This window comes from Silvimonas soli (assembly GCF_030035605.1).
GTDB lineage: Bacteria > Pseudomonadota > Gammaproteobacteria > Burkholderiales > Chitinibacteraceae > Silvimonas > Silvimonas soli.
The window spans coordinates 4,438,870-4,451,457 of record NZ_CP106736.1; the positions used below are offsets into that span (position 1 = coordinate 4,438,870).

Below are 12,588 nucleotides of genomic sequence, written 5' to 3' on the forward strand. Positions count from 1 at the left end.
GTTTTTTTGATAGTACTGACAATCACACTCAAGCCAGCACGCAAGCAGCCTCGGTACCTTCACTCATTTGACGCAGCGGTGGCAGCGTCTCGGCGCAGATTGCTTGCGCCTTGGGGCAGCGCGTGCGGAACACGCAACCGGTCGGTGGGTTGATCGGCGAGGGCAGGTCACCATTCAAAATCTGGATTACCTTGGCTTGTTCCAGCTTGGGGTCCGGAATAGGAATGGCCGACAGCAACGCCTGCGTGTACGGATGAGTTGGTTGGGCGTACAGCGCTTGCTTGGTCGCCAACTCCATGACATGCCCGAGATACATCACCAGCACGCGATCACTGATGTGTTTCACCACGGCCAGATCATGCGCGATGAAAATTAGTGCCAGACCCATTTCCCGCTGCAACTCTTTGAGCAGGTTGATAATCTGCGCCTGAATCGAAACGTCTAGTGCCGAAACCGGTTCATCACAAATTACCAGCTTGGGCTCCAGAATCAGCGCGCGGGCAATGCCGATGCGCTGTGCCTGACCGCCCGAGAACTCATGCGGATAACGGTTGATCTGCTGCTCGCGCAAACCCACGCGCACCATGATCTTGCGGACACGCGCCATCACTTCGTCATTGGACAATTCCGGACGATGCGTACGCAGCGGTTCACCGATAATCTGCGCCACGGTCATGCGCGGGTTCAGTGATGCCAGCGGATCCTGAAAGATCATCTGGATATCTTTGCGTGCGGCTTGCCAGTCGCCGTGACTGGCACCTTTCATTTCTTTGCCCATCCACACGATGCTGCCATCGGTAGCCGGGATCAGATTAAGCATGGCGCGAGACAAAGTGGATTTGCCGCAGCCGGATTCGCCCACCACACCCAGTGTTTCGCCCGCATACAAATCGAACGAAACACCATCGACAGCCTTGAGCGTGCGTGGCGCTTGCCATGGCCACTTGTTGCCTTGGCGTACCTTGAAATGCACTTTCAGATCACGCACGGACAAAATGAGTTGTTTTTGCTCAGCCATGGACCAGCTCCTTGTGCTTGAGTGCAAACACTTCGGCACCAGCTTTGTGGCAGGCACGCAAAACTTGCGGATTCTCTGGAGTAGCCATCAGCGGCGGCATATCGGTATGGCAGCGCTGATCGGCCAGCGAACAACGCTCACTGAACGGACAGCCCGGTGGCATATGCGCCATATTCGGCGGATTGCCCGGAATCGAGATCAACTCGGCGCCGTCGTGATCCAGTCGTGGCAAGGCGTTCAACAAGCCAATGGTGTACGGATGCGAAGGGCGATAGAAGATGTCGTCAGCCGTGCCGTATTCCATGGTGCGACCGCCGTACATCACCATGACTTTGTCACAGCTGCCAGCCACGACGCCCAGATCATGGGTAATCATGATGACGGCGGTGCCAAAGTCGCGTTGCAGCTCTTTCAGCAAGGTGATGATCTGCGCTTGTACCGTCACGTCCAGCGCGGTGGTCGGTTCATCAGCCACCAGGATTTCGGGCTCGCACAACAACGCCATCGCGATCATGACGCGTTGTCGCATACCGCCCGAAAACTCATGCGGATACATGGTAACGCGGCGGGCGGCTTCGGGAATCTTGACCGCTTCCAGCAGCTCGATGGCCCGTTTTTTGGCGGCCTTGCGACCCATTCCCTTGTGCAGCTCCAGGACCTCAGTCATCTGCCGCTCAACCGTCAGGTACGGGTTAAGCGAAGTCATCGGGTCCTGGAAGATCATGGAAATGCGATCGCCGCGAACCTTGTTCAGGTCTTTGGCCGGCATGGTGAGCAGGTTTTTGCCTTCAAACAGCGCTTCACCCGTGGCCTGGCCGTTGTTGGCCAGCAATCCCATCAGCGCCAGCACGGTCTGGCTTTTGCCGGAGCCGGATTCGCCGACGATGCCGATGGTCTTGCCGCGTTCCAGTTCAAAGTTGACGCCGTTGACCGCACTGATCACGCCGTCGGGCGTGGTGAACTGCACGCCCAGATTCTTTACTTGCAACAAACTCATGGCGGGCCTCAACGATCTTTCGGGTCGAATGCATCACGCAAGCCGTCGCCAATGTAATTGACGCAGCTCAGGGTGAGACACAGGAACAGGGACGGGAACAGCAGCATCCATGGCGTGGCATCCATCTTGCCAACAGAATCGCCAATCAATGCGCCCCAGCTGGTCATAGGCTCTTGCACGCCCAGACCCAGGAAAGACAGCACGGATTCGGTGAGAATCACGCCTGGCACGGTTACCGTGGTGTAGATCGCCACAATGCCCAGCAGGTTGGGCACGATGTGGTTGAAGATGATGCGATGCGTTGGCACGCCAATGGCGTGGGCCGCTTCGACAAACTCACGCGATTTGAGTGTGAGCGTCTGGCCACGTACCACCCGGGCGGTATCCAGCCACGAGAACACGGCGATGGTGATGATTACCAGATAGAACTCACGCCCGAACAACGTCATCATCAAAATGGCGATCAGCAGATACGGGACGGCGTACATCATGTCCACGATCCGCATCATGACCGAGTCGGTCTTGCCGCCGAGGAAACCGGCGACAGCACCCCAGGCAATGCCGATTGCCACGCTGGCCAATGTACCCAGCAGGCCGACCAGCAACGAGATGCGTCCACCAATCAAGGTGCGAACCAGAATGTCGCGGCCCAGTTCGTCAGTACCAAACCAGTGAGTGCCCGCCCAAGTAGGTGCCATGCTGATGGCGCCCCAGTCGGTGTCGTCAAAAGCGTGCGGCAGCAGCGACGGTCCGATTAAACAGGCGAGGGTGATCAGCACCAACAAAACGGTGCTGACTACGGCGGCTTTGTTTTTGGAAAAACGACGGCGCGCATCGGCCCAGGGACTGCGGCCTTTGATGCTGGCGAGCGGCAAATCGGTTACCGCGCCGGCCAGAGCGAGTTTTTTACGTGTGAATAACATGGCCACCTCAGTAACGGATACGCGGATCGAGCAGTGCGTACACCAGATCGACCAGTAAATTGAACAGCACGGCGATCAGGGTGATCAGCACCACCAGTCCCAGCACCAGTGTGTAATCGCGGTTGGACGCGCCATTCACGATCAGCTTGCCTAAGCCCGGCAGCGCAAACACGGTTTCGGTGACAACGGCGGCAGTAATTGAACTGATTGCCAGCGGGCCAAGTACGGAGGCAACTGGAATCAATGCTGGCTTGAGCGCGTGGCGCAAGACGATCGTGCGCAGCGGCAGGCCTTTGGCGCGAGCGGTGCGGATAAAGTTGCTTGTCATCGTTTCGACAAGTCCGGCGCGCATAATGCGGCCAATCGTCGCTACGTTGATGATGCTCAACAAGGCAATCGGCAGCACCATATAGCGTATGCCGCCATCCCAGCCGCCGGCAGGCAACCAGCCGTCACCATCCGGGTGTTTGAGCCAGATAGCGAAGATCAGGATCAAAACCGGTCCGAGCACAAACGAAGGTACGGTGTTGCCAATGTTGCCTAAAAACATCACCACGTAATCAATGGCGCTGTTTTGGCGCAGCGCGGCGGCAATGCCAAGTATGACCCCGACGACCAGGGCGATGAGCATCGAAATGCCACCGATGGTCAGTGATACGGGCAAAGCCTGGGCAACCAGCGAGTTCACGCTCCAGTCCGCGTAGCGGAAAGACGCACCCAGATCGCCATGGGCAAGGTCGTTGAGGTAGTACAGGTACTGCTTCCACATCGGCTGGTCGAGGTGGTATTTCGCCTGCAGATTGGCCAGCACTGCTGGTGAAATCTGGCGTTCGCTATCGAATGGTCCACCTGGGGTTAGGTGCAGCATTACATAGCAAATGGTAATGACGGCCAGCGCGGTGGGGATCGCCCACAGCACCCGGCGCAAGATGTAAGACCACATTTGATTTTCTTCCCGACTGGAACAACAAAAAGGCGCGCCCACGCAGGGCCGCGCCATTATTCCAGAATTCTGGAACGGCTGCGCAAAGGTGCGACTGACGGAAATACCGTATTGTCACAACACTTTGCGCGCTCTCGGTGCTTCTACTTAGTGCTTGATGATGTAGAAATCCTGCGTGAGGTAGTCATCCAGGAAGTTGGTGTTGGTGTAACCACCCACGTACGACTTCACCAGACGTGCCTTGGCGTATTGGAACATCGGGATGACTGCGTAGTCTTCCATTGCGAGTTCCATGGCCTTGGAGAACGCCGCAGTGCGCTTGCCGGCGTCGGTTTGCTGGTTACCGTCAGCAATCAGACCATCCACTGTCTTGCTGCAGTAGAAGGTATCGTTCTGCGCGCTGCCGCAACGGACCAGGTCGAGGAACGACGTTGCGTCGTTGTAATCGGCAATCCAGGCATTGCGAGCCAGTTGATACGCACCGTCATGACGCGTCTTGACGAACACCTTGAACTCCTGGTTTTCCATGCTGGTTTGCAGGCCCAGCTTGTTTTTCCATTCAGAGGCCAGGAAGAGGGCGATCTTCTTGTGCATTTCGTTGGTGTTGTAGGTGATCTTCAGCGTCAGCGGCTTCTTGCCCGGACCATAACCTGCGTCAGACAGCAGCTTTTTGGCTTCGGTTACGCGTTGGGCCATCGGCTCTTTGGTCCAGCTGTAGGTGGTCGGCGTGCCAGCACTGGTGCCTTTCACAAACAAGCTATAAGCCGGAGTCTCGCCATTGCCGGTAACGCGCTGGGTGAGGATGTCGCGGTCAACCACCATCGACAATGCCTGGCGCACGCGCTTGTCTTTGAACTCTGGCAGGTTGTTGTTCATGTTGAAGTAGTAGACGCCCAGCCATGGGGTGTTACGCAGTTCGCCACCAAACTGCTGCTTGAGCGAAGCGTAGATGCCTGTCGGGATTTCGTCGGTCCAGTCCATTTCGCCGGACTTGTACATCTTCAGTGCAGTATCGTCGCTCTCAACCGGGTTGTAGGTCACTTTGGTGATCACAACGGTTTTGGCGTTCCAGTAGTTCGGGTTCTTGACCAGAACTACACGGTTATTTGGTACCCATTCAGCCAGCATGTATGCGCCGTTGGACACCATCTTGCCAGGCTTGACCCAGTCTTTGCCGTTTTTATCCAGCGCTTCTTTTTTCAGCGGGGCCATATTGCCCATCGCCACCAAACCTGGGAAGAACGGCACCACGTCGGTAGTTTTAACTTCAAGCGTGTATTTGTCGGTCGCTTTTACGCCCAGTTCTTTGGGCGCTTTTTTGCCAGCAACGATGTCTTTGGCGTTGGCAATGAATTCATGCAGGATGGTGTATTTGGAACCGGTTTTCGGGTCCACGGTACGCTGCCAGGAGTAAACAAAATCATCGGCGGTCACGGTGCTGCCGTCAGAGAACTTCGCGTCTTTACGCAGCTTGAATACCCAGGTATGCGGGTCGGTCTGCTTCCAGCTTTCGGCTACGCCAGGCAGGATGCTGCCATCGGCGCCGTTGCGAGTCAGACCTTCAAACAGATCGCTGGCGATGTAGTTGGCCGGTTTGGTTTCATACAGGCTTGGATCAAGCGAATCCGGCTCAGTGCCGTTGTGGCGCACCAGTTCTTGTTTGTCTGCCAGTTTGACGCCAGCTGGCACGTTCGCGGCCAGTGCGGTCAGGCTGCAGAGCCCGAGTGACGCGGCAAGCGCCGCTGCAATGATTTTGCGGTTCATGAAGTGCAACTCCTGGCCAATCGTGTTGGCATTTTGATTTGATGTGCCGCCAGCACGCGGGTGGTGCGCTGACAGTCGCCGGGTATAAACAAAACCGCTGCCAAGACTGTAAAGCACGCCCTGACAGCGGATCTTTGTCCTTAGAACAATGCAATCAGACCTACGCTGAGCACCTTGCTGTCGCCAGCACTGGATGCAGTCCAGCCCATGTCTGCGGCAGAGCTCTGAAATCCGTTCTGCCCGCGATTTTTAATGTAACTCGCCTCGGTGTAAAGCAGGGAATGCTTAGAGAGGTTGTAATCTGTGCCAATTTCAAATTGATCGGCGGTCCTCAAGCTCGGGCCGTTATCAAATTTCCCTGCAAACTGATGAACATAGCCAACGCGGGGAGTCCACTTGCCGATGCTGTCTTGCGCCATCAGCAGCACGCTATCGCGTTTCATTTGTGTTGCGGTTGGCGCACTGGCTGGCGCACCGGCCAAGTCCTGTTGCGCATGTTGGTACAGGGCACCAAAGATCATGCCTGGCACAGGGTAGATCTGTGCGCCCAACAAATAGGACTGCATGGATTTACCTTCGGCGCCGGTCGGGTTGTACCAGGCGCCTGCATTCGTGACATCAGACAGGTCGCGGCCGGAGTTGCCGAACTTCTGATAGGCACCATACAAAGCAAACTTTTCCTGAGCGTATTTGGCGGATACGGTGTATCCGTAGGCATTGTCGTTGCTGCCATCCCTGAGTTGATATTCACCCTTGAGTACCAGCCCCTCCCATTTGGGTGAGGTATAAAACAATGTGCTATTCGGGAAGGAGCGATACGTGCCGTCTTTAAATGTGCTCACCAGGGTTGTATTCGATTCAAACAAGTCGAAATCATCCATGACTTGCGAATAGGTGGACTTGGATTTACCCGAGCGAAACGAACCCCAATCTTTGTCGGAAATACCAATCCAGGCTTCGCGACTACCCCACGTGTAACCGCCGGTGTATTGATACAGATTCCATTCCAGCGTGCTGCCATTATCCAGTTTGTCTGAGCCTTTGAAGCCAAGGCGGGCGCCAATATCCTGGTAATACAGGCGATTGCCGCTATTGTTGCCGCTGGTGCCGTAGTCGATAGATGCTTGAGCAATACCGTAAATGGTAACGTCCGCGAGGCTAGTGCCTGCTGCGCAGGTCAAAGCAATGGTCATGGCCAGTTTGGAGAGTCTCATCCCGTCTTTTCCCGTGAATTTTTAGATTTTCGGATCCCGACACTGGTGAAGCGCGTCGGGACGTATTGATCATTTCACGGTCGACGGAAAATTTAAGCCGGTAAAAAGACGAATGGAAAATTGCAGGAAAATAATGTTAGCCGCAACCCATTTTGAAATTGAATGATTAAAAAATTTGAGAAAAATTAAAATAACTATTTCTAATAAATGGTGGATTTGATTTTTGTCAAATTGATGGGAATTTTTCTTACAATGGACATGCTTTTGATCGTGCACTTTACGGCGATTGCGCTGAAATAATAAAGTGCATTGGCATGATTTATTTGCCGGATGGCAGGTTAAATTTATTTGATGCACATTTAATGTGGTGTTCGGGCGACAGGTTTGGGGTTTGTTAAATATTTTTGACCGGAAAATGTACCAGTGGGGTCGAGACATTTCTGAATTTACGGCGTGAATCGGACGAGCAGGCATCGAGGCGTGCTATGGCTACCGCCAAATAAAAATCCGGCCACCTGCAAGGGGGTGGCCGGATTGATGTGTTGCTACTTGCGCTCCCGGAAAACCAACCGGGAACCCACAAGCTTAGAACCATTCAGCGTGGAAGATGCCTGGCTTGTCGGTGCGCTCGAAAGTGTGCGCGCCGAAGTAGTCACGTTGTGCCTGGATCAGGTTGGCTGGCAGGCGGGCAGCGCGGTAGCTGTCGAAGTAGGAGATTGCGGAACCGAAGGTCGGCACTGCAACACCAGCTTGAACGGCAGCAGCAACCACATCACGCAGTGCAGCCTGGTATTCGTTGGCAACGCCAGCGAAGTACGGGTCCAGCAACAGGTTGGTCAGTTGCGGGTTGTTGCGGTATGCATCGGTGATGTTTTGCAGGAAGCCCGAACGGATAATGCAACCAGCGCGGAAGATCTTGGCGATTTCGCCGTATTGCAGATCCCACTTGCTTTCGTCGGACTGGGCGCGCATTTGGGCGAAGCCTTGAGCGTACGAAGCGATCTTGGACAGATACAGTGCACGGCGAACCGACTCAACGAATGCTTTCTTGTCAGCAATGACAGGCTTGTTGGCCGGGCCATTCAGCAGCTTGCTGGCTTGAACGCGTTCGTCTTTCAGTGCGGAGATGAAACGCGCGAACACGGATTCAGTGATCAGTGGCAGTGGTACGCCCAGATCGAGCGCGGACTTGCTGGTCCACTTGCCGGTGCCTTTTTGGCCGGCCTTGTCCAGAATCACATCAACCAGTTCGCCCCCGGTATCAGCATCTTTTTTCTTGAAGATGTTGGCGGTGATTTCGATCAGGAAGCTGTCCAGTTCGCCCTTGTTCCAGTCAGCGAACACGTCGGCCAGTTCGGCGTTCGACAGGCCAACCACATCCTTCAGGATGGCGTAGGCTTCAGCGATCAGCTGCATGTCGCCGTATTCGATGCCGTTGTGAACCATCTTCACGTAATGGCCAGCGCCATCCGGGCCGATGTAAGTCACGCAAGGTTCGCCATCCGGAGCCTTCGCAGCAATTTGCGTCAGGATCGGAGCGACCAATGCATAGGCTTCTTTCTGGCCGCCTGGCATGATCGACGGACCTTTCAGTGCGCCTTCTTCACCGCCGGATACACCGGTGCCGATGAAGTTGAAGCCCAGGTCAGACAATTCTTTGTTACGACGGATGGTGTCGGTGTACAGCGTGTTGCCACCGTCGATAATGATGTCGCCCTTGTCCAGCAGGGGCTTCAGTTGGTCGATGGTGGCGTCGGTAGCGGTACCGGCCTTCACCATCAGCAAAATGCGACGTGGGGTTTCGAGCGAAGCAACGAAATCTTCCAGCGTGTGGTGCGGAACCAGCTTCTTGCCTGGGTTTTCCGCGATAACTTCGTCGGTCTTTTCTGCCGAGCGGTTGTAGATCGAAACCGTGTGGCCACGGCTTTCAATGTTCAACGCCAGGTTACGGCCCATAACGGCCATGCCGATGACGCCGATTTGTTGCTTGGACATTTCTTCTGCTCCTGTCGATGCGCGTATTCGTAGAGCCGCGCCTGTTCTCACGATGGAATCAGCCTCTTGGGCTGAACTTGCCAATGCAAGCCGCCGCAGTGATTTTCGGCTGCATTTGATATGGGGTTTCTTTTCGCCTGATAAAGACGGTCTACTGCAAAGTTGGCACTTGCAGCAGTTGAAACCTCTATTTTCTGCCTGTGGGGTAAACCGCGCTTTCCAGACAAATAACAGTCCAGAGTGTTCCGATGATTCCGGGAGAAGCTGCGTACTTCAACAGTCCTGGACAAGGAAAAGCGGGCCATACATCCGGCACGGGTGCCAGAAAAACCTTCGCATCTTACACCCCTGTGGCTGAAGCTTCTACGCCGTTTCGACGAAACAGTGTTTCCAGTGAGGAAACAAAGCGTTGCTTGTCGGTGGCAAGTTTTGGTGCGGGAAGTAAGACCATTTTGGACTGATTTATTAAATTACTTGAACTGTGACGGCTTATATATTGATTTTATTTGATAAAACCAAAATTCAATATCGCAGGCTCTCGTGGGGCGATAACTGTGGCTGACGGACAAGGTCATGGTTTGTCTGCATCTTCAGTGCCTCCAGTTATTCGAACCAGAATGGGGCGCAACATAAGCGCAGGCCAAGAAAAAGCCCGCATCTGCGGGCCGCTCGAAACGGGGAAGGGCTTAGAGGTGGAATAGATGCTTGGCCTGGATTTTGCGGCTTTGCTCACCGATCTGGTATTCAATGTGATGGAACGAAAGGCGGCGCATTACTGCTTCAATCGTTTCTTTCTGTGCCGTTTCTCCAAGTGGAAAATCCACGATACGGCGCAGGGCCATGTTCTCTGGAAATTCGTGCTGGATTACAGCTTCAAGCACCAGCGAGTCCACCTGTGACGGGGCGAGTGCTTCGCCGAAGTCATAGGTAAATGTCTTCTCGTTTTCGTGCGTTCTGTAGGTGATGCGGATCGGTTTCATGGTGTCACAAGCCTCCTTTTACCTGAGTTGCACTAGGGTTGGGTGAGTGTTATTTCACTGAATATGAATTGTGAACGTGAAACTCAAGCACGAACCAGACCAGTTGCCGATTAGCGGCAAAGAGGGCGTGATAGCTGGCAATGGCTAGCGCATTTGCGGCCAAGAAACTTGAGCCACTACAAGGGGGCTTTCGTGCGTTGAATGGCTGGACGGGAGGGGAGGTGGTCAAGTTCAGGCCGCGCGCGCTCAATCAACACGCCCGGGCCGCTACCAACAGTCCATAGATCTGGATATTGGTCGCAAAATGAAAAAAGCCGCATTGAGCGGCTTTTTCTTGTTCAGTTTTGGCTTGGTCTTTCGTGGCATTGGACCATCTCTGCGCCAAAAACATTCCAAGTCATTGATTTTGCTGGGGATTGTGGAGCGGGCGATGGGAATCGAACCCACGGCTCTAGCTTGGGAAGCTAGGGTATTACCATTATACGACGCCCGCAACGAAGCCCGGATACTACCCGAACGGCTTCGCAGGGGCAAGCTGGCGTAGGCGTGCCAGCCAAGGTGAAGCCTTGTGGCAAGTCACGAAAATAGCATGTTTGACGCAGTCATTTCCGGGGCGCAGATAAACGTGACTAGCCGCATAAAGCGCTGGCGCAGATTGGGCGGCTAGTCACAAAAATATCTGTTTATTGCGGCCGCTCTTTTGCATCAAATACTTGCATAATTTTGTGACTTGTCACATAATTAATCCATATTCAATGCAAGTCACAAAAGGACGCGATCATGAAGCAAGCAGCCGACACCCTGACCGCCGAATTGCCCGGTCTTTCTGTGGTATTGAAACGCGGTCGGCCTTGTGTCGGGGCTCGCCCCATGACGGCGGCGGAACGTAAACGCCGCAGTCGGCATCAGCGCATGCAGTCGGCGCTGACATCGCTGGATGTCACCAGCGTGCAAATTCCGGTGCAGTTGAATGCAGTGGTTGATGAGCGCACGCGGCGGTTGCTGCGCCAGCGGGCCGCAGAGCGAGGCGTGACGATAGGTGTGTTGATCGATGAAATGATGGCGCGCCTGATGAATTAACACTCAAGGGCGCATGTCAGAAGATCGCAACAAAAAAAGCCAGACCGGGTTGAGTGGTCTGGCTTTTTTTGTTTTCAGCGCTGGTCTGGTTTATTCGAACAGACTGTCAAGCAGGTCTTCGTTATTGGCGCCGAGGTTTCCCGCCAGCACCAGCGTGGTTGCATTTTCGATGTCTGGCGAGAACCAGCGATCTTTGTCATAGAACGGCACCTTGGCGCGCAAGTGGCCACGAACTTGAGCCAGGCGCGGCGAGGTGACCAGCGGCGCATGAAAATCCACGCCCTGCGCTGCGGCCAGCAATTCAATGCCAACCACCGTGGCGGTGTTGCGCGCGATATCGTCCAGGCGGCGGCCAGCGAAGGTCGCCATGCTGACGTGATCCTCCTGGTTGGCGGAGGTAGGCAGGCTATCAATACTGGCCGGGTGCGCCAGAGTTTTGTTTTCAGACGCCAACGCCGCAGCTGTTACATGCGCAATCATGAAGCCGGAGTTCAGCCCCGGTGCGTTGACCAGAAACGGCGGCAGGCCAGACAGCGAGGCGTCGATCAGCAGGGCAATACGGCGTTCAGATAATGCGCCAATTTCCGAGATGGCCAAGGCCAGCGTATCTGCCGCAAACGCGACGGGCTCGGCGTGGAAGTTGCCGCCAGACAGTACAGCGTCGTCAGCGCCATTTTCACCGGCAAACACCAGCGGATTATCAGTAACCGCGTTGGCTTCAATCAGCAAAGTGCGGGCGGCTTGAGTGATCAGATCATGACAAGCACCCATTACCTGAGGCTGGCAGCGCAGACTGTACGGGTCTTGGACACGCTCGTCGTTTTCCAGATGGGATTTACGGATTTCGCTGCCCACCAACAACTCACGATAAATGCGCGCAAGACGAATCTGGCCGGCCTGCCCACGCACTTCGTGAATGCGCGCATCAAATGGGGCGTCACTGCCGCGTGCGGCGTCAATTGCCAGCGCGCCGGATAATGTCGCCGCAGCGAACACCCGTTCCGCCATAAACAAACCATGCAAAGTCAGCGCCGTTGAAACCTGCGTGCCATTGATCAGCGCCAGCCCTTCTTTGGCGGCCAGTCGCAATGGCGTGATGCCGGTCTTGGCGAGTACTTCGCGAGCGGGCAAACGCCGGCCATCGAGCCAGGCATCGCCTTCACCCATCAGCGCCAGCGTCATATGAGACAACGGTGCCAGATCGCCCGAAGCGCCCACCGAACCCTTGGCCGGAATATGCGGGATCACCCCAGCGTTGAGTGCCGCCAACAGTGTTTCCACAATCACCGGGCGAACGCCGGAGAATCCGCGTGCCAGACTGCCAATCTTCAGCGCCATCACCAGCCGGGTTACAGCCGGGCTCAATGCTTCACCCACGCCGACGGAGTGCGACAGGATCAGATTGCGTTGCAGTTCTTCCAGTTGTTCATCCGGAATGCGGGTGTGCGCCAGCTTGCCAAAACCGGTATTGATGCCATACGCGGCATGACCCTTGCCGAAAATGCGCGCTACCACATCGGCGGAGGCTTGCACTGCAGGCCACGCTTCTGGATCAAGCACCAGCTGGTGCGGTGCTTGCCACAGATTGCGCAGGTCGTTCAGGGAAAACTGGCCGGGTTTCAGTTGAATGCGTGGGCTCATGCTGCAGGTCCGTTTGATATCTGGTGGATGCTT

Annotated in this window: 10 protein-coding genes and 1 tRNA gene; 1 reads left to right on the top strand and 10 read right to left on the bottom strand. The window is 55.2% G+C overall.

The window, feature by feature from the left end; all coding sequences use genetic code 11:
- Positions 1 to 28 precede the first annotated feature (28 nt).
- From oppF to N7220_RS20395, 9 genes are all read right to left on the bottom strand, one after another.
- Positions 29 to 1,018 carry a murein tripeptide/oligopeptide ABC transporter ATP binding protein OppF gene (gene oppF, locus N7220_RS20355; RefSeq protein WP_283149365.1) on the bottom strand — a complete coding sequence of 330 codons (990 nt, stop codon included), beginning with the start codon at positions 1,016 to 1,018 and terminating at the stop codon, positions 29 to 31.
- A complete protein-coding gene (locus tag N7220_RS20360) occupies positions 1,011 to 2,015 on the bottom strand; it encodes an oligopeptide/dipeptide ABC transporter ATP-binding protein (RefSeq protein WP_283149366.1) in 1,005 nt (334 codons plus the stop codon). Before N7220_RS20360 ends, oppF begins: the two co-directional genes overlap by 8 nt.
- An 8-nt stretch (positions 2,016 to 2,023) precedes the next feature.
- Positions 2,024 to 2,938 (bottom strand): ABC transporter permease subunit, encoded by a 915-nt coding sequence (locus N7220_RS20365; protein WP_283149367.1) that lies wholly within the window; start codon positions 2,936 to 2,938, stop codon positions 2,024 to 2,026.
- Between the two features lie 7 nt (positions 2,939 to 2,945).
- Entirely contained in the window at positions 2,946 to 3,881 is a 936-nt protein-coding gene (gene oppB, locus N7220_RS20370) for an oligopeptide ABC transporter permease OppB (RefSeq protein ID WP_283149368.1), read from the bottom strand.
- A gap of 147 nt (positions 3,882 to 4,028) precedes the next feature.
- Complete coding sequence (locus N7220_RS20375) at positions 4,029 to 5,645, bottom strand: peptide ABC transporter substrate-binding protein (protein ID WP_283149369.1); 1,617 nt, start codon at positions 5,643 to 5,645, stop codon at positions 4,029 to 4,031.
- 140 nt (positions 5,646 to 5,785) lie between these two features.
- Positions 5,786 to 6,859, bottom strand: coding sequence for a porin (locus N7220_RS20380; protein ID WP_283149370.1), 1,074 nt, complete (start codon positions 6,857 to 6,859; stop codon positions 5,786 to 5,788).
- 585 nt (positions 6,860 to 7,444) lie between these two features.
- A complete protein-coding gene (gene gndA / locus N7220_RS20385; protein ID WP_283149371.1) occupies positions 7,445 to 8,854 on the bottom strand; it encodes an NADP-dependent phosphogluconate dehydrogenase in 1,410 nt (469 codons plus the stop codon).
- Between the two features lie 686 nt (positions 8,855 to 9,540).
- A complete protein-coding gene (locus tag N7220_RS20390) occupies positions 9,541 to 9,834 on the bottom strand; it encodes a hypothetical protein (protein WP_283149372.1) in 294 nt (97 codons plus the stop codon).
- A gap of 419 nt (positions 9,835 to 10,253) precedes the next feature.
- A tRNA-Gly gene (locus N7220_RS20395) sits at positions 10,254 to 10,327 on the bottom strand.
- A 287-nt stretch (positions 10,328 to 10,614) separates the two neighbouring features.
- Between N7220_RS20395 and N7220_RS20400 the strand changes: the two genes are divergently transcribed.
- Positions 10,615 to 10,914 carry a hypothetical protein gene (locus N7220_RS20400; RefSeq protein WP_283149373.1) on the top strand — a complete coding sequence of 100 codons (300 nt, stop codon included), beginning with the start codon at positions 10,615 to 10,617 and terminating at the stop codon, positions 10,912 to 10,914.
- A gap of 90 nt (positions 10,915 to 11,004) precedes the next feature.
- Here N7220_RS20400 and hutH read toward each other — a convergent pair whose 3' ends face one another.
- The gene (gene hutH / locus N7220_RS20405) at positions 11,005 to 12,555 is read right to left on the bottom strand and encodes a histidine ammonia-lyase (RefSeq protein WP_283149374.1); all 1,551 of its coding nucleotides are present in this window, start codon (positions 12,553 to 12,555) and stop codon (positions 11,005 to 11,007) included.
- Positions 12,556 to 12,588: the final 33 nt, after the last annotated feature.

Coding starts and splice junctions, on each gene's coding strand:
- N7220_RS20365 (WP_283149367.1), bottom strand. CDS start 2,938: ATGTTATTCACACGTAAAAAACTCGCTCTGGCCGGCGCGGTAACCGAT.
- gndA (WP_283149371.1), bottom strand. CDS start 8,854: ATGTCCAAGCAACAAATCGGCGTCATCGGCATGGCCGTTATGGGCCGT.
- N7220_RS20375 (WP_283149369.1), bottom strand. CDS start 5,645: ATGAACCGCAAAATCATTGCAGCGGCGCTTGCCGCGTCACTCGGGCTC.
- N7220_RS20380 (WP_283149370.1), bottom strand. CDS start 6,859: ATGAGACTCTCCAAACTGGCCATGACCATTGCTTTGACCTGCGCAGCA.
- oppB (WP_283149368.1), bottom strand. CDS start 3,881: ATGTGGTCTTACATCTTGCGCCGGGTGCTGTGGGCGATCCCCACCGCG.
- N7220_RS20390 (WP_283149372.1), bottom strand. CDS start 9,834: ATGAAACCGATCCGCATCACCTACAGAACGCACGAAAACGAGAAGACA.
- N7220_RS20360 (WP_283149366.1), bottom strand. CDS start 2,015: ATGAGTTTGTTGCAAGTAAAGAATCTGGGCGTGCAGTTCACCACGCCC.
- N7220_RS20400 (WP_283149373.1), top strand. CDS start 10,615: ATGAAGCAAGCAGCCGACACCCTGACCGCCGAATTGCCCGGTCTTTCT.
- hutH (WP_283149374.1), bottom strand. CDS start 12,555: ATGAGCCCACGCATTCAACTGAAACCCGGCCAGTTTTCCCTGAACGAC.
- oppF (WP_283149365.1), bottom strand. CDS start 1,018: ATGGCTGAGCAAAAACAACTCATTTTGTCCGTGCGTGATCTGAAAGTG.